Origin of the sequence: Frigoribacterium sp. PvP054, assembly GCF_040547465.1 — a bacterium.
Taxonomy (GTDB): Bacteria; Actinomycetota; Actinomycetes; order Actinomycetales; family Microbacteriaceae; genus Frigoribacterium.
The window spans coordinates 70,078-86,489 of the sequence record NZ_JBEPPU010000004.1; the positions used below are offsets into that span (position 1 = coordinate 70,078).

Here is a 16,412-nt window from a genome sequence, read left to right on the forward strand (position 1 = left end):
AGAGGTGGTCGGCGACATGACGCGGCGCGGGGGCCGTGGTTAGTGTGGACGCCGGTCGCCTCTCGGGGAAGCGACGATTCGGACGATGGTCGTTGCTCAGAGGAGATGGTCTGCTTGGCGTGGGAATTCGTGGTGGACCGGTGGAGCCAGATCTGGTTCGCCTCGTGGCAGCACCTCTCGCTCGTCGTGCAGTGCCTCGTGCTGGCCGTCGTCATCTCGGTCGGGCTCGCCGCGCTGGTGCACCGCAACCCGACGCTCTACGCACTGGCCAACGGCGTCTCCGCCGTGGGGTTGACGCTGCCCTCGTTCGCCCTGGTCGGCCTGCTGATCCCGTTCGCGGGGTTCGGCGTCGCCCCGTCGGTCATCGTCGTCACCTTCTTCGCCGCGCTGCCGATCCTGCGGAACGCCGTCGTCGGTCTGCACGAGGTCGACGGTTCGCTCGTGGAGTCGGCCCGCGGCATCGGCATGGGGCGGTTCCGGACCCTCGCGACCGTCCAGATGCCCCTCGCCTGGCCGATCATCCTCACCGGCGTGCGCGTCAGCGCGCAGATGGTGATGGGCATCGCCGCGGTGGCCGCGTACGCGCTCGGCCCCGGCCTCGGCGGCTTCATCTTCTCGGGCCTGTCCCGTCTCGGCGGTGCGAACGCGCTCGCCTCCGTGGTCACGGGCGTGGTGGGCGTCGTCCTGCTCGCCCTCGTCCTCGACCTCCTCCTCGTCGGCCTCGGCCGCCTGACCATCTCGAGAGGCATCCGTGTCCAGAACTGACCCCACCCGCACCTCCTCGTCCCCCTCGGACGAGGTGTCGGGCCGCAGCATCACGCTCGACCAGGTGACCAAGCGCTACCCCGGCCAGGCGAAGCCCGCGGTCGACGGCATCACGCTCGAGATCCCCGCCGGCAAGATCGTCATGCTCGTCGGCCCGTCGGGTTGCGGCAAGACCACCACGCTCAAGATGATCAACCGCCTGATCGAGCCCACCGAGGGGCGGATCGTCCTGGACGGCGACGACGTCACCTCGATCGACGGCGACGAGCTACGACGGCGCATCGGCTACGTGATCCAGGCCGGCGGACTCTTCCCCCACATGAGCGTCGCGGCGAACATCGCGATCGTGCCGAAGATGCTGGGATGGTCGAAGGAGCGCATCGCCGCCCGCGTGGACGAGCTGCTCGAGCTCGTCTCGCTCGACCCGGCCACCTACCGCGACCGGTACCCCCGGGAGTTGTCCGGCGGGCAGCAGCAGCGGGTCGGAGTCGCCCGGGCCCTCGCCGCGGACCCGCCCGTGCTCTTGATGGACGAGCCGTTCGGCGCCGTGGACCCGATCACCCGCCAGCGCCTGCAGGACGAGCTGATCAACATCCAGCACGAGCTGCAGAAGACCATCGTCATCGTGACCCACGACTTCGACGAGGCCGTCAAGCTGGGCGACTGGATCGTCATCTTCTCGGAGGGCGCGCACATCGTCCAGTACGACACCCCCGAGCGCATCCTCGCCGAACCGGCGAACGAGTTCGTCGAGAACTTCATCGGCTCCGGGGCCGGGCTCAAGCAGCTCACCCTGACCCGCGTGCGCGACGTCGACCTCGCCGAGGCGGTCGTGGCCCGGGCGGGCGAGTCGGCCGCCGACGTCCTGACCCGCGTCGAGGCGGCCGGCCACGGTCACGCCGTCGTCGTCGACGACCGTGACCGGCCCGTGTCGTGGCCCTCACGACGCCAGCTGGGGCGCCTCGGCGTCCTCGGGTCGACGCCGGACGTCGACCTGCCCGTCATCGGCAGCGGCGCGACGCTGAACGACGCGCTCGACACGATGCTCGTCTCGAGTGCGGGGGCCGCCCTCGTCACCGGTCGCCGTGACGCCTTCATCGGCGTCATCACCGTCGAGGTCGTCATGGAGGCCATCACCCGGGCGCGCGCCTCGGCCGCCGAGGCCCAGCACGACGCCCCCGTCGGCACCAACACCGGGTCGTTCGACGTCGTGCCCGGCGCCCCCGTGGCCGACGAGGACGCGGCGTGACCGCCGCCGTCGCAGCGTCCCCCGCCGACGGGCGGTCGACCGGCCGTCGCCGTGCCCGACCCGCGTGGCTCGGCCTGCTCGTCCAGCCCGTCGCGGTGCTCGTCGTGTTCGCGGCGTTCACCGCGTGGCTGACGACGGCCGACCTCACGGCGGCCGAGCGCACCACCCTGAACCCCTCCGAACTGCTGGCCTACACCGGCGAGCACCTCGCCCTGACCTTCGTGTCGGCCGCCATCGTCCTGGTGGTCGCGATCCCGCTCGGGGTGCTCCTGACCCGACGCCCGTTCGTCCGCGTCAGCGGGCCGATCCTGGTCGTCGCGAACTTCGGGCAGGCCGCCCCGGCCATCGGGCTGATCGTGCTGCTCGCCTTCTGGCTCGGCTTCACCTTCTGGGCCGCCGTCGTGGCCCTCGTGCTCTACGCGGCGTTGCCGGTCCTGCGGAACACCATGATCGGTTTGCAGAGCGTCGACCCGCGCCTCGTCGAGGCGGGCCGCGGCATGGGCATGAGCGCCTCGTCGGTGCTGCTCAAGGTCGAACTGCCGCTGGCCGTGCCCGTCATGCTCTCGGGCATCCGGACCGCCCTCGTGCTGCTCGTCGGCTCGGCCGCCCTGGCCACGTTCATCGGAGCCGGCGGACTCGGGTTGCTCATCACCACCGGGGTCAACCTGTTCCTGCCCAGGGTCCTGGTGTCCGGTGCCCTGCTCATCGCCCTGCTCGCCCTGGTGATCGACTGGATCGGTCGCGTCGTCGAACACGTCGCCCGTCCGAAGGGACTCCGCGCATGACCACCTCCCGCCTGCCCCGCCGGCTGCGTCGCGCCTCCTCGTCCCTCGCCGTCGTCGCCGCTGCGACGCTCGCCCTCACGGGGTGCGGTCTGCAACCGGCCACGGCCTTCGTGCCGGCGGTGGCCCCGGGTTCGATCCGGGCGATCGAGGGACTGCCCGACGACGCGGCCGTCACCGTGACGGCGAAGAACTTCACCGAACAGCTGATCCTCGGGAAGATCGCGGTGCTCGCGGCCCAGGCCGCGGGCTTCGAGGTCACCGACATGACGAACGTGCCGGGTTCGGTGGCGGTCCGCCAGCTCATGCTGGACGGCACGGCCGACATGACCTACGAGTACACCGGCACCGCCTGGCTCACGTACCTCGCCGAGGCGGAGGGCATCCCCGACCAGCGCGAGCAGTACGAGGCCGTGCGCGACGCGGACGCCGACAACGGCCTGACGTGGCTCGACCCGGCACCGCTCAACAACACGTACGCCATGGCCGTGCGGTCCGAGGCCGTGCCGGAGCTCGGTGACATCACCTCGCTCTCGCAGATCGCTGCGCTGCCCGTCGACCAACGGACCTTCTGCGTCGAGGCCGAGTTCAACTCGCGGGCCGACGGCTTCGCCCCCATGCTCGCCGCCTACGGCCTCGAGCTCGGCGCCGCCGACGGCGTGCCGACGGCGAACGTCAGCATCCTCGACACGGGCACGGTCTACACCGCGACCGACCGGGGCCGCTGCAACTTCGGCGAGGTGTTCACGACGGACGGCCGCATCGACTCGCTCGACCTCAGCGTCCTCGAGGACGACCGCGGGTTCTTCCCGGCCTACAACGCCGCTCCCGTGCTCTCGACGGCCACGCTCGAGGAGTACCCGCAGCTCGCCGAGGTGTACGACGAGATCTCGCCGGCACTGACCGACACCGAGATGCGACGCCTCAACCTGGCTGTCGACGTCGAGGGTCGGGAGCCCGCCGACGTGGCCTTCGACTGGATGGTCGAGCAGGGGTTCGTCACCCGCCCGTGACACGCGGGCGAGGGTGATTGTGACGGGTGATGCGCCCCTCGGCCGGTGGGCCGGGGGGCGCTGTCCGTCTGTACCCCTGGCTCGGCCGAACCGGGTGGTTCGAGACGGTGTGAACGACACCTGTCGCGCGAGTGAACGATCGACGGCCGGGATGCCCACCCGGTGTCCCAACGAATGTAAACCGTCTCTGTCCGGGACTTTCGTCGATCATTCGTGGCTCCGCCACGTCGGCTCGGTCGCGAGACCCACCCTCTCGCCGGATTCACGGGTGTTTGTCACCCCCGCACGGGTGACACGGCGTCGGTCGAGGGTCACCCGTTCGGGTGTCGGCAACAGGGGGGACACGGACGCCCCCGAACGGGGGGTCCGACTAGACTCTTCTCACGGGTGCCCCCCGAACTAGAGTCACAGCATCCTCCTGGTCGACCCGAAATCGCCACGAGGGCCGAGAAACCCGAACCAGGGCGGAGCCACGGCTCCCCCACCCGCACCGACCCGAACCGTGCGACGAGCAGACCCGCTGCCCGTCGCGCCCGTCGTCGCCCGAACCGACGCCCCTGCACCTCGGGGTCCCCGTGTCCTGGCGCGACGCCCGGGCGGTCGATCGAACCCGAACCTCGATCGACCGCCCCCCACCGCCCCGTCGTCACCACCGACGCGGGCGTGCCGTCGCCTACCCGAACCCGAGCCCCGATGACCAGCACGCAGAGCGATCTCCGCCCCGCCCTGGTCGGACCGTCCCCCCGACGGAACGACCTCCCCCACGACCTGCCCACGGCCGACGACGCCCACGTCACGAGCGTGACCACCCCGCCCACCCGACCGGCCGTCGACGCCGAGTCCGGTGCGGCCTGGGCGCGCCGCTACCGTCGCCGCCTGCGCCTGGTCGACACGGTCGTCCTCGCCGCGAGCATCGTCGGTGCCGTCGCGGTCGACGCGGCCCGGGCCATCGCGGCCGGACGGGGCACGGACGCCACCACCCTCGCCGAGTCGGTCGGTTCGCCGTGGCTCCCCGTCGTGGTCGGGCTCGTCTGGACGGCCTGCCTCGCCCTGCACCGGACCCGCGACCTCGCGGTCGTGGGCAGCGGCGTCGTCGAGTACAAGCGACTGCTCACCGCGAGCGTCTGGGCCTTCGCGGTCGTGGCCATCGGTTTCGCCTCGGTCGGACACATCGGCGGCGAGGGCTACTTCCTGGTGGCCCTCCCGGTCGGTGGCGCCGGCCTGGTGACCGGCCGCTGGACCATGCGACGCTGGCTCGAGCGTCAGCGCGCGAAGGGCCACTACCTGTCCCGCGCGGTCGTGGTCGGGTCGCGTGACGACATCGCCGACGTCGTGCGACGGATCGACAAGACCAGCGGTGCGGTGTACGACGTCGTCGGCGCCGCGGTGCCCGACTCCGACCCGCGCGGCATCGTCGTCGGCGGTCGCGTCGTCCCCGTGGTGGCCGACCTCGACGGAGTGCCCCGTGCGGTCTGGCGGTTGGGTGCCGAGAGCGTCATCGTCGCCGGTGAACCGGGTCGGGGGCGGGAGTACCTCCGCGACCTCGGCTGGTCCCTCGAAGGACGAGCCACCGAACTCGTCATCGCGTCCCGGCTGACGAACGTGGCCGGGCCCCGCATCCACTACCGGCCCGTCGAGGGCCTCCCGCTGATGCACGTCGAACTGCCGCAGTTCGACGGGCCGCGTCATGCCCTCAAACGCCTGTCCGACCTGGTGCTGGCTTCCGCCGCGCTGGTGGTCCTCTGGCCGGTCTTCGCCCTGGTCGCCCTCGCGGTGCGCCTCGGCGGCCCGGGTCCGGTGCTGTTCCGTCAGCGCCGGGTGGGCCGTGACGGGCGGACCTTCGAGATGCTGAAGTTCCGCTCGATGGTCGTGGACGCCGAGAGCCGGCTCTCCGACCTGGCCCAGGCGGACGAGGGTGCCGGCCTGCTCTTCAAGATGAAGTCGGACCCCCGGGTCACCCGCGTGGGTGCGGTCCTCCGCCGGTGGTCGCTCGACGAGCTCCCGCAGCTGCTGAACATCCTCCGCGGCGACATGAGCGTCGTCGGACCCCGCCCGCCGTTGCCGAGCGAGGTCGAGGGCTACGAGGACCACGTGCACCGCCGCCTCTACATCAAGCCGGGACTCACGGGCATGTGGCAGGTCAACGGGCGCAGCGACCTCAGCTGGGAGGAGAGCGTCCGGCTCGACCTGTACTACGTCGAGAACTGGTCGCTGACCGTCGACTTCGTCATCATGTGGCGCACCGTCAGGGTGCTCTTCGAACACCGCGGGGCGTATTGACCCCCCGCACAGACCGCAACCGGCACCACCGCGGGCCGTCCACCGGCTCCGAACACGCTCACGACGACAGGGGAGAGAGCATGTCGATCGACATCAGGCACTACCAGGACCGCGAGGCGTCGCCCGCGACGTCCTCCACCGCCGAGACCACGGACGGGACCGCCCGCTCGGGCACCGACCTGCCCGAGCTGCCGCGCCGCCGGAGGGGCTCGCGCCGCAGCAAGGTCCTGCTCGTGCACTCGTCGGACGAGATGTACGGCTCGGACCGGATCGTCGTCGAGGTGGTCGGCGAGCTCGCCGCCCGCGACGATCTCGACGTGACCGTGTGGCTCCCCTCCGACGTGGCCGCGGGCCCGTTGGGCCCGAGGCTGCGTGAGCTCGGGGCCCGCGTCGAACGGACCCCCCTGCCGATCCTGCGCCGCACCCGCCTCGGACCGCTGGGGCTCGTGCGTCTGGCCCGCGACGCGGTGCGCACGGCGTTCCGCCTGTCGGGTCGGCACTTCGACCTGGTCTACTGCGCCACGAGCGCCTGCCTCGTCGTCGCCCCCGTGGCCCGCGTCATGGGCGTGCGTCGCGTGGTCGGCCACCTCCAGGAACCCTGGAGCGACGGCGACCGACGTGGACTCCGCCCGCTCGCCCGGGCCTGCACCTCCCTCGTGGCCGTCTCGCGGTCGGTGCTCGACTCCTCCGGCCTGGCGGACGACCCCCGTTCCGTCGTCGTGCACAACGGCGTGTCCGACCGGTCCGTGGACGCCACCGAGCGGGTCGCGGACCGTGCGCCGCATTACGTCGTCGCCAGCCGGTGGAACGGCCACAAGGGTCACGCGACCCTGCTGACCGCCTGGAACGCCGCAGGCTGCCCCGGTCAGCTCGTCGTGCTCGGCGGCCCACCGGCGGTCGGGTCCGCGGTCGACGTGCCCGGGCTCGTGGCCGCGATCGTCTCACGACCCGAGACCGTGACCGTGGTGGGCGAGGTGGCCGACGCGTCGCCGTACCTCCGCGACGCCGACGCGGTCATCCTGCCGACCGACACCCTCGAGGGCTTCGGGCTGGTGACGCTCGAGGCGTTCAGCCAGGGCCGACCCGTGATCGCGAGCCGGTCGGGCGGACCGGAGGAGGTCGTCGACGAGGGACGCACCGGGTGGCTGTTCGACCGCCGCGACGTCGACGGCCTGAGCGCCATCCTCGCGTCGATGGACGTCGAGACCCTCGCCGAGGCGGGCCGTCACGCCCGCGAGGCCTACGTCCAGCGGTTCACGCCGGAGCGCATGCGTCGTCGCATCGGCGCGGTCGTCACCCGTGAGCTGCACACGGCCGACGTCGACTCGCTGGCGGTGGCCTCGTGAGCGGCCGGTCCTCGACCGCCGAGTCGCCCCTCGGCACGCCTGCCCGGGGCACCGTCCCCCGGGCCTTCCGTCCTGCTCTGGCCGCACTGGTCTCGGCACAGAAGCCGTCGACGGGCGCCCCCGCGTACTCCCGCTTCGTCAACCGACGGCTCGGGCGCTGGGCCGCCGCGGCCGCCTACACCCTGGGCGCGACGCCGAACCAGGTCACCGCCCTGAGCGCCGCGTGCACGTTCGCCGGCATCGCGGTGCTCGCCCTCGCCCCGTCGGGCGTCGGCACGGCCCTCGCCGTCGTCCTGCTGCTGGTCGTGGGCTACGCGCTCGACTCCGCGGACGGCCAGCTCGCCCGGCTCCGTGGTGGCGGCAGCCCCGCCGGTGAGTGGCTCGACCACGTCATCGACGCGACCAAGATCGCGGTGCTGCACCTCGCGGTGTTCGCCTCGTGGCTGCGCGAACCGGAGGGCAGGGAGGCGCTGCTCGCCGTCCCGCTCGTCTACCAGGTCGTCGCGACGGTGGCGTTCTTCGCGATCGTGCTCACCGACCAGCTGCGTCGTGCCGAGGCGGCCAAGACGGGCGTCGCGGCGCCCGTCGGCCGTCGCACCGGGCTGCTGTACTCCCTCGCCGTGGTGCCGACCGACTACGGCCTGATGTGCCTGGCGTTCGTGCTGCTGGCGTGGCCCCCCGCCTTCACCGTGGTCTACGTCGCCCTGCTCGTCGCCAACGCCGCGTACCTCGTCCTGGCGCTCCCCAAGTGGTTCCGTGAACTGCGGGCCGTGACGCCCTCACCGGCCGGGACGAGGCCGTGACCTCCGGCTCCGGACCGCGCGCCGTCGTCGGCGGCATCGGCCGGGCGGTCTCCCGCCACGCCGCCCTCGTCGGCGTCGCGGCCCTCCTCGGCACGGCGGCCGGGCTCGGAGCGGCCCAGCTGGCTCCGACCGGCTGGAGCGCCGACGCGACCCTGCTCGTGCGCGTGGAGTCCCCCGGCTCCGGCCTCGCAGCCCGGAGCCAGTTCGCCCAGCAGCGGGTGTCGTCGTACGCGGAGCTCGGGACCAGCCCGGACGTGCTCGCGCCGGTGGCCACCGACCTGGACGTCCCGGTCGACGACCTCGCCGACCGGGTCTCGGTGGTGAACCCCGGCGGCACGGCGGTCCTCCGCGTCCACGTGACGGCACCGACCCCCGAGCAGGCGTCGACGCTGGCCGACGACGTGGCCGAGAGCCTCTCGTCGGTCGTGGACCGCCTCGAGTCCCGGGCAGGGGCCGGCGGCCAGACCGTCGCCCTCGACCTCTCGTCGCCCGCGAGCGTCCCCACCACGCCGGACGAGCCGGGTCTCGTCCTCACCGTCGCCTCCGGACTCCTCGCGGGTCTCGCCGTCGGCCTGACCGCGGCCCTCGTCCTGGCCAGGGCCCGGCCGACCGTCGACACCGTCGACGACGTCCGTCGCCTCACCGGTCTGCCGGTCGTCGGGCAACTGCCCGGGACGCTCCGACACGACGACGACTCCGGCACGGGCGCCTCGTCCGCGCGCACCCGGACGGCCCTCCGCGAGGTCGTGCAGAACACGCGCGCCCTGTGCGGCGGGTCGTCGCCCTCGACGTTGCTGCTGGCGCGGACCGACTCGGTGCGCGAGGCGGTGGGCGTCGACGGCGGCCTCGCCCGCGCCGTCGTCGAGCTCGGCGCCACCTGCGCCCTCGTCCAGTCCGACTTCGACGCCCGGACCCTCGCGCGTCCCTCCACGGTCCCCGTCGGCGCCGTCCCCGAGGAGGTCGAGGGCGACCGACACGGATACGACCGCGTCCCGGTGCCGGACGGCGTCGTGGCCTCGTCGCGGCACCACGTCCGCACGGGGACCCACGCCTTCTTCGCGGCACTCCGCGAGGACTACGACGTCGCCGTCGTCCAGGCCTCGAGCGACTCCCACCCGCTCGCGTTGCGCAGCGTCACGGCCGAGGCCGACGGCGTCCTGCTCGTGGTGCGCTCGGGGGTCACCACCGTGGAGTCGCTGCGGAGCCTCAGCGCCGAGCTGCTCAGCCTCGACGTCGAGCCCGTGGGCGTGGTGATGACGGGCGTCCCGCCGTGGCGCCGCGTCCTCGTGCGGGCCACCTGGCGGGACGGCGACGTCCGGGCCGAACCCGAGCAGACCCCGCAGTCGTTCAGCATCGCCGACCTGGTCGACCACGCCGCGGCGCCCGCCTCCGGCCGGCCGTTCCCCGACCTGCCGCGGCCGCGCCGCCGGCCCGGCACCCGATCGTGACACCGGTCACACCCCACCCCGACGAGAGGACCACCCCCGTGGACGTCACCACCTCCCCCGCCCCCGGCACCGAGCCCGCCGAGGCGTCGACCGCCCGAGGAGGCGCGGGTCGCGTCGGTTACGCCGCCGGCGCCTTCGACCTGTTCCACATCGGGCACCTGAACCTGCTGAGGCACGCGTCCGCGCAGTGCGACCACCTGATCGCGGGCGTGGTGTCCGACGAGATGCTCCAGGTGACGAAGGGCATCTCGCCCGTCGTGCCCCTGGCGGAACGACTCGAGATCGTCCGGCACATCGACGTCGTCGACGACGTGCACGCCGAGATGGTCCCCGACAAGATGGACGTCTGGCGCGAGCTGCGGTTCGACGTCTTCTTCAAGGGAGACGACTGGCGTGGCACCGAGAAGGGCCTGCGTCTCGAGCGGGAGTTCGGCGCCGTCGGCGTCGAGGTCGTGTACTTCCCGTACACCATGAGCACCTCGAGCACGGTCCTCCGCCGGGCCCTCCGGGCGCTGTCCGGTGCCGGCGGGCAGGGTGCCGAGCAGGCTCCCGCCGCCGAGTCGGTGCGCCTCCAGGGCTGACCCGTCCTCCCCAGCCCCCACCCACGCGGGGGCCGGGCGACCGCCCTGGGGACAACCCGGTCGCGAGGGCACCGGTCCGCGAGGCTCGAGCCATGACATCCGCTCCCGTCCTCGACGTCCCCCTCTTCCATGCACCAGCCGACCCACCGGGGTCGTCCGACGGCGATGACCGACCCGCGGCCTCCGATCCCCACCGACCCGTGCACGACGTCGACGACCTGGTCCGGCACGTCGCGGCCATCGTCCCCACGGCGGTCCGTCGGCAGCTCTGGACGCTGTTCTTCGACGCGGACGACGTGGCGCTGCCGCTCATGGTGCCGCTCGAGGGCGTGCCCGACGCACCCGACCCCGCGGCCCTCGAGCACTACGGCGACGCCCTCGCCGCGGTGGCCGCCGAGTTCGGGGCGGCCTCGGTCGCGTTCGTCCTCGAACGGCCGGGGCCCGGGGTCTCGTCGCCGTCCGACCACCACTGGGGTGACGCCCTGGCCGGCCTCGGGCGGCACCACGCCTTCGAGGTCCGGCCCGTGCTGCTGTGCGGCGACGCCGGCGTCACGGTGCTCGATCCGACCTCGGGCCGGTCCCGGCCCGACGACCGACGTCAGGCGTCCTCGAGCCCCGTCCGCCTGGCCGACATCGTGCGCCTGCCCTGACCGCGTTCGCGGTCGACCAGCCGCCACCAGGCGGTCTCGGCGAGGTCGAGGGACGTGTAGACGCCGAGTCGGGCCGGTTCGGCGTCCGTCGGAGACCAGCGGCTCAGACGATAACCGCCGCCGAACCGTTCGATCACGGCCTCGGGTGCGCCCTCGGCGTCGGTGCGCACGGTCCACCGGTCGGGGGTGGTCTCATCGAGCATCGGTCGATCGTACGCGCGTCAGGCGCGCTGGCCGAGACGTCCCCGCAAGACGTCGATGCGCTTCTGGATCTGCTCGGTGCTGGCCTGCGCGACCGACGGGCCACCGCTCACGCGTCGCAGCTCGGCGTGGATGAGTCCGTGCGGCTCGTTCGAGTGGCGTGACCAGATCGAGACCAGGCGGCTGAGCTCTTGACGCTGCTCCTTGATCGTCTGGTACAGCGGGCGGGTCTCGTCGCGGGGCGCGGTCGTGGGCAGGCCCGTCTTCGGGGCGCGGCGAGCCTGCGTGGCCTGGCGTTGGCGCAGCAGGTCGCGGACCTGGTCGGGCTCGAGCAGCCCCGGGATGCCGATGAAGTCGAGTTCTTCGAGGCTGCCGATCTCACCGCCGGTGCCGAACTCGCCGCCGTCATAGAGCACCCGGTCGAACGACGCCTGGGAGTCGAGCGCCTCGAAGGGCTGCTGCTCGAGGAGGCTCGAGGCCTTCTCCTCGCGGTTGGCGGCGGCCATCATGTCCTCTTCGGGGGCGAAGAGACCGTCGTCGGCGTCGGTGGGCCGGTCGAGGGCGTGGTCGCGCTGCAACTCGAGTTGGTTGGCCAACGCCATCAACGAGGGCACGCTCGGCAGGAAGATCGAGGCCGTCTCACCACGACGGCGGGCCCGGACGAACCGCCCCACGACTTGGGCGAAGAAGAGCGGCGTCGACGCGGACGTGGCGTACACGCCGACGGCCAGGCGTGGCACGTCGACCCCTTCGGACACCATGCGCACCGCGACCATCCACCGGCTGTCGCCGTCGGAGAACGCCTGGATGCGGTCGGACGCCGCCTTCTCGTCGCTGAGGACGACGGTCGGTCGCTCGCCCGTGATCTTCTGGAGGACGGCCGCGTACTGGCGTGCGGCGGTGTGGTCGGTGGCGATGACGAGGCCGCCGGCGTCGGGGACGCCCCGCCGCACCTCGGTGAGGCGCTTGTCGGCCGCCGACAGGACGGCGGGTATCCAGTCGCCCTGGGGGGCGAGGGCGGTCCGCCAGGCCTGCGCCGTGATGTCTTTCGTGACCGCCTCGCCGAGGGACGCGCTCATCTCGTCGCCCATGCGGGTCCGCCAGCGCATCTGCCCGGCGTAGGCCATGAAGAGCACCGGCCGCACGACCCCGTCGGCCAGGGCCCGGCCGTAGCCGTAGGCGTAGTCCGCCTGCGAGGTGCGGATGCCGTGCTCGTCGGGGGCGTACTGGACGAACGGGATGGGGGCGGTGTCGGACCGGAAGGGCGTGCCCGTCAGCGACAGTCGTCGCGTGGCGCCGGTGTAGGCCTCACGGATGCCGTCGCCCCAGCTGAGGGCGTCGCCACCGTGGTGGACCTCGTCGAGGATGACCAGCGTGCGTCCGGCCGTCGTGATGGCCTTGTGGACCTCGGGCTTCATGCCGACCTGGGCGTACGTGACCGCGATGCCGTGGTAGTGCCGACCGAAGGTGCCGTCGGCGTTCTTGAACATCGGGTCGAGTCGCAGGTTGACGCGATCGGCGGCGTCCGCCCACTGACGTTTGAGGTGTTCGGTGGGCGCGACGACGACGACCCGGTCGATCTCGCCCCGCGACAGCAGCTCGGTGGCGAGACGCAGGGCGAAGGTGGTCTTGCCGGCGCCGGGGGTGGCCGCCGCGAGGAAGTCCTTCGGCGAGGTCGAGAAGTACAGCTCGAGGGCCTCGGCCTGCCAGGCCCGCAGCTTGCTCGCGGTGCCCCAGGCGGCACGTTCGGGGAACGCGGGCGAGAGGTGCTCGGCGGCCGAGTTGCCGGCGGAGACGCCCACGTCGAGCGGGTCGGTCGAGACGCCCTCGAGGTGCTGGTCACCCCCGGTGGGGTCGGATGCGTTGGCGGTGCTCACTCGAACCGAGTTTACCCTCGACCGGCGCCGTCGCCGGACGCCTCGGCGGGGCTGCCCGCGGCGGCCCCGGGTCGACGACGAGAGGCACCGAGCAGTGAGGCGGGCGTCAGCATCGACGAGCCGAACCGCGCACGGAGGGCGTCCATGGTCGACTCGGCCTCGCGCCAGTCGGCGTCGTCGTCCCAGAGTCCGAGCGAGTCGCCGCCGGCCCCCTCGCTGAGCTGCTCGACCCGGACGCCGACGAGCCTGATGCGCTCGTGCTGCTTGCCCGTGGCCTCGTAGAGCGATCGCACCTCGTCGTAGATGCGGCGACCGAGGTCGGTGGGGTCGGCCAGCGTGCGGGACCGCGTGATGGTGACGAAGTCGGTGGTGCGCAGCTTGAGCACGACCGTGCGACCGCTGACGCCGGCGGCGCGCAGTCGCACGGCGACCTTGTCGCTCAGCCGCAGCAGTTCGCGCCGGACCACGTCGGGGTCGACGACGTCGCTGGCGAAGGTGTTCTCGTTGCCGACGCTCTTCTCGACCGAGTCGGTGTGCACGCTGCGGGGGTCGCGACCCCAGGCCAGGTCGTGGAGCTTGGCCCCGGCCGCCGGACCGACGGCGTGGACGAGCATGTCGAGCGGCGCCGAGGCGACGTCGCCGACCGTCCGCAGGCCCCGGTCGAGCAGGACCTGCTCGGTCTTGCCGCCCACGCCCCAGAGGGCGCTGATGGGTCGGGGGTGCAAGAACGCGAGCGTGTGGCGGTGCGGGACGAGCAACAGCCCGTCGGGCTTCGCGACGCTCGACGCCAGCTTGGCGACGAACTTGGTCGACGCCGCGCCGATGCTGCAGTGCAGGCCGGTCTCGGCGTGCACCCGACGTCGCAGGGCGGTGGCGATCTCGTACGGCGACCCCATCAGGCGGATCGAGCCGCTGACGTCGAGGAACGCCTCGTCGATGCCGAGGCGTTCGACCAGGGGCGTGACGTCGTCGAACATCGACATGACGCGCGAGGACCAGTGCTGGTACTTCTCGAAGTGCGGTTCGAGCACGACGGCCTGCGGGCAGCGCCTCAGGGCGATCGCCATCGGCATGGCCGAGTTGACGCCGTACTTCCGGGCCTCGTACGTCGCGGCCGTGACGACGGACCGGTCGGAACGGTGCCCGATGACCACGGGGCGTCCGCGCAGCTCGGGGTGGTCGAGCAGTTCGACGGAGGCGAAGAAGGCGTCCATGTCGACGTGGAAGATCGGCGCGGTCGCGTCGTCGGTCGGCACCGTGGTGACGAGTCGCCCGCTGCCGTCTTGTTTGCTCACCGGAGCATCCTCACACGGGCCGCCGACATCGGTGCCGGCGTCGGCGTCGGACGGGCCCCGCCGTCCGGTGTCGACCGCGTCGACCCGTCCCTGTCGGACCTCAGGACGCCGGTCCCAGGAGCGCGGTCGCGATCGTCGCGTGCGCCGAGTCGGTGCTCGAGGGGTGGAACCGCCCGGCGAGGACGTCCCGTTGCAGGCGGCCGAGCTCGGACGACGACCGGTACGACCCGCCCCCGGCCACGGTCACGGCCTGCTCGACGACGGCCCTGGCCGTCTCGGTGGCGCGGGTCTTCAACCCGACCACGAGCCGCGGCCAGTCGCCGCCGTGGTCGACCAGGTCGTCGACGTCGCGGGCGATGCGGTCGACCTGGGGCTCGAGTCCGTCGACGGCCAGTCCCGCGTCGGCGACGCGCCACCGGACGACCGGGTCGAGCGCCCGGGCGGCTCCCCCGGCGCGTCGTGAGGTCGTGGTCCGTGCCGATTCGACCGCGAGGTCGAGCGCCCGGCGCGCGATCCCCCGGTACACGGCGGCGATCGTCGTCTCGAACACCGCGAAGACGGCGAACACGAGGGGGTCGGCGCTCGGTCCGACGGGCAGGCGGCGGACGATGCGCCCGGCGGGCACCTCGACGCCGCTCAACCGAGTGGTGTGGCTCTGGGTGGCCCGCATGCCGATCGTGTCCCAGTCGCCGAGCGAGTCGTGCCCGGGCTGGTCGCGGTGGACGAAGCCGTGGACGAGCGCCGGCGCGGCGGGGTCGGAGTCGTCGCGGCCGAACACGCCGAGGCGCGTCCAGGCCGGCGAGAGGGACGTGGACGTCTTGGTGCCCGTGAACCGGTACCCGCCGTCACCCGTGGGCACGGCGGAGGTCACCGAGTCGAACAGCACGAGGTCGTTGCCGGGCTCGCTGACCCCGAAGGCGAACACCTCGTCGTGGGCGGCGTCCTCGAGCACCAGGTCGAGGGAGTCGTCGCCGCGCGCGTGCAGCACGGCCGCGCAGCCGGTCCAGACCAGGTGCATGTTGACCGCGAGGGCGGTCGCCGGGGCCGCGGTCGCGAGCCGGGACTGCAGGGACGCGACCTGCTCGAGTCCGAGACCCGCGCCTCCGCGGTCGCGCGGGACGAAGGCCCGCAGGTAACCGCGCTCGCGCAACTCGGCGAGATCGGCGTGCGGGAACGTGTTCTCGCGGTCGTGGCCCGCCGCCCGGTCGCGGAACCGCTCGAGCAGGTCGTCGGGCAGCAGGTCGATCGGCGACCAGGAGGCGCGGCTCGGCTCGGACGCGGGGGCGGGCTTCGGTGCGGGCACGCGTCGAGAGTAGTTTGGTCGCATGAGTCAGCAACACCCGTGGTCCCGTTACGTCGCCATCGGCGACTCGTTCACCGAGGGCATCGGCGATCCGGAGGAGCGCTCGCCCGGGGGCCACCGGGGCTGGGCCGACCGCGTCGCCGAGGTGCTCGGTTCGTCGACCGACGACTTCGCCTACGCCAACCTCGCCGTCCGCGGCCGCCTGCTGCAGCAGATCATCGACGAGCAGTCCGAGGCCGCGCTCGCCCTGCGGCCCGACCTCGTCACGGTCTCGGCCGGCGGCAACGACATCATCCGGCCCGGAACCGACCCGGACGAGGTCGCCGCGGGCTTCGAGGGCCTCGTCGAGCGCCTCCGCTCGGACGGCGCGACCGTGGTGGTCTTCACCGGGCCCGACATCGGCCTGACGCCCGTGCTCGGCCGCCTGCGGGGCAAGGTCGCCGTCTACAACGAGCACGTCCACGCCATCGCCCTGCGTCACGACGCCGTCGTGGCCGACATGTGGGCCCTGCGGCAGCTCGTCGACCCGCGCATGTGGGCGCCCGACCGGTTGCACTTCAGCCCGCTCGGCCACCACACGATCGCCCGCATGGTGCTGCAGGCGCTGGCCGTCGAGAACGACCTCGAGCCCTACGAACCCGAGCCCCTCGAGCAGCGCCCCTGGCGTCGGGCCCGGGCCGACGACATGGGGTGGGCCCGCGAGTACCTGGTGCCGTGGGTGGTCCGCCGCATCCGGCACCAGTCGTCGGGCGACCTCGTCCGGGCCAAGCGGCCCGACGCCGTCTCGGTGCCCCACCGCGACGCGCCCTGAGCCACCCG

Annotated in this window: 15 protein-coding genes; 11 read left to right on the top strand and 4 right to left on the bottom strand. The window is 72.9% G+C overall.

The window, feature by feature from the left end; translation table 11 throughout:
• Positions 1 to 114 precede the first annotated feature (114 nt).
• From ABID81_RS07380 to ABID81_RS07425, 10 genes are all read left to right on the top strand, one after another.
• Positions 115 to 765, top strand: a complete 651-nt coding sequence (locus tag ABID81_RS07380) for an ABC transporter permease (protein ID WP_354594164.1) — start codon at positions 115 to 117, stop codon at positions 763 to 765.
• Positions 752 to 2,014, top strand: coding sequence for an ATP-binding cassette domain-containing protein (locus ABID81_RS07385; protein WP_354594165.1), 1,263 nt, complete (start codon positions 752 to 754; stop codon positions 2,012 to 2,014). The genes ABID81_RS07380 and ABID81_RS07385 overlap by 14 nt, the downstream gene beginning before the upstream one ends.
• Positions 2,011 to 2,799, top strand: a complete 789-nt coding sequence (locus ABID81_RS07390) for an ABC transporter permease (protein ID WP_502915189.1) — start codon at positions 2,011 to 2,013, stop codon at positions 2,797 to 2,799. Before ABID81_RS07385 ends, ABID81_RS07390 begins: the two co-directional genes overlap by 4 nt.
• Entirely contained in the window at positions 2,796 to 3,809 is a 1,014-nt protein-coding gene (locus tag ABID81_RS07395; protein ID WP_354594166.1) for a glycine betaine ABC transporter substrate-binding protein, read from the top strand. The genes ABID81_RS07390 and ABID81_RS07395 overlap by 4 nt, the downstream gene beginning before the upstream one ends.
• Before the next feature lie 693 nt (positions 3,810 to 4,502).
• Positions 4,503 to 6,089 (top strand): sugar transferase, encoded by a 1,587-nt coding sequence (locus ABID81_RS07400; protein WP_354594167.1) that lies wholly within the window; start codon positions 4,503 to 4,505, stop codon positions 6,087 to 6,089.
• 80 nt (positions 6,090 to 6,169) lie between these two features.
• Positions 6,170 to 7,435: a glycosyltransferase family 4 protein gene (locus ABID81_RS07405; protein ID WP_354594168.1), complete on the top strand. Its 1,266-nt coding sequence runs from the start codon at positions 6,170 to 6,172 to the stop codon at positions 7,433 to 7,435.
• Positions 7,432 to 8,238: a CDP-alcohol phosphatidyltransferase family protein gene (locus tag ABID81_RS07410; protein ID WP_354594169.1), complete on the top strand. Its 807-nt coding sequence runs from the start codon at positions 7,432 to 7,434 to the stop codon at positions 8,236 to 8,238. Before ABID81_RS07405 ends, ABID81_RS07410 begins: the two co-directional genes overlap by 4 nt.
• On the top strand, positions 8,235 to 9,686 hold the full coding sequence (locus ABID81_RS07415; protein WP_354594170.1) for a hypothetical protein: 1,452 nt from the start codon (positions 8,235 to 8,237) through the stop codon (positions 9,684 to 9,686). Before ABID81_RS07410 ends, ABID81_RS07415 begins: the two co-directional genes overlap by 4 nt.
• Positions 9,687 to 9,724: 38 nt before the next feature.
• Positions 9,725 to 10,267, top strand: a complete 543-nt coding sequence (locus tag ABID81_RS07420; protein ID WP_354594171.1) for an FAD synthase family protein — start codon at positions 9,725 to 9,727, stop codon at positions 10,265 to 10,267.
• Between the two features lie 92 nt (positions 10,268 to 10,359).
• On the top strand, positions 10,360 to 10,917 hold the full coding sequence (locus ABID81_RS07425; protein ID WP_354594172.1) for a hypothetical protein: 558 nt from the start codon (positions 10,360 to 10,362) through the stop codon (positions 10,915 to 10,917).
• Here ABID81_RS07425 and ABID81_RS07430 read toward each other — a convergent pair.
• The 4 genes from ABID81_RS07430 to ABID81_RS07445 form a co-directional block, all read right to left on the bottom strand.
• Positions 10,866 to 11,120: a hypothetical protein gene (locus tag ABID81_RS07430; protein WP_354594173.1), complete on the bottom strand. Its 255-nt coding sequence runs from the start codon at positions 11,118 to 11,120 to the stop codon at positions 10,866 to 10,868. The genes ABID81_RS07425 and ABID81_RS07430 overlap by 52 nt on opposite strands.
• 18 nt (positions 11,121 to 11,138) lie before the next feature.
• Positions 11,139 to 12,920 carry a DEAD/DEAH box helicase gene (locus ABID81_RS07435; protein ID WP_354594330.1) on the bottom strand — a complete coding sequence of 594 codons (1,782 nt, stop codon included), beginning with the start codon at positions 12,918 to 12,920 and terminating at the stop codon, positions 11,139 to 11,141.
• 86 nt (positions 12,921 to 13,006) lie between these two features.
• Complete coding sequence (locus tag ABID81_RS07440) at positions 13,007 to 14,290, bottom strand: DNA polymerase IV (RefSeq protein WP_354594174.1); 1,284 nt, start codon at positions 14,288 to 14,290, stop codon at positions 13,007 to 13,009.
• Between the two features lie 100 nt (positions 14,291 to 14,390).
• On the bottom strand, positions 14,391 to 15,593 hold the full coding sequence (locus ABID81_RS07445; protein WP_354594175.1) for an acyl-CoA dehydrogenase family protein: 1,203 nt from the start codon (positions 15,591 to 15,593) through the stop codon (positions 14,391 to 14,393).
• 22 nt (positions 15,594 to 15,615) lie between these two features.
• On the opposite strand from ABID81_RS07445, the gene ABID81_RS07450 reads away from it, so the two are divergent.
• Positions 15,616 to 16,404, top strand: a complete 789-nt coding sequence (locus ABID81_RS07450) for an SGNH/GDSL hydrolase family protein (RefSeq protein WP_354594176.1) — start codon at positions 15,616 to 15,618, stop codon at positions 16,402 to 16,404.
• The last annotated feature ends 8 nt before the right edge of the window (positions 16,405 to 16,412 follow it).

What these genes read in the sequence shown, in the direction of transcription:
- ABID81_RS07405 (WP_354594168.1), top strand. Translation starts at nt 6,170, where the DNA reads ATGTCGATCGACATCAGGCACTACCAGGACCGCGAGGCGTCGCCCGCG.
- ABID81_RS07450 (WP_354594176.1), top strand. Translation starts at nt 15,616, where the DNA reads ATGAGTCAGCAACACCCGTGGTCCCGTTACGTCGCCATCGGCGACTCG.
- ABID81_RS07400 (WP_354594167.1), top strand. Translation starts at nt 4,503, where the DNA reads ATGACCAGCACGCAGAGCGATCTCCGCCCCGCCCTGGTCGGACCGTCC.
- ABID81_RS07425 (WP_354594172.1), top strand. Translation starts at nt 10,360, where the DNA reads ATGACATCCGCTCCCGTCCTCGACGTCCCCCTCTTCCATGCACCAGCC.
- ABID81_RS07430 (WP_354594173.1), bottom strand. Translation starts at nt 11,120, where the DNA reads ATGCTCGATGAGACCACCCCCGACCGGTGGACCGTGCGCACCGACGCC.
- ABID81_RS07395 (WP_354594166.1), top strand. Translation starts at nt 2,796, where the DNA reads ATGACCACCTCCCGCCTGCCCCGCCGGCTGCGTCGCGCCTCCTCGTCC.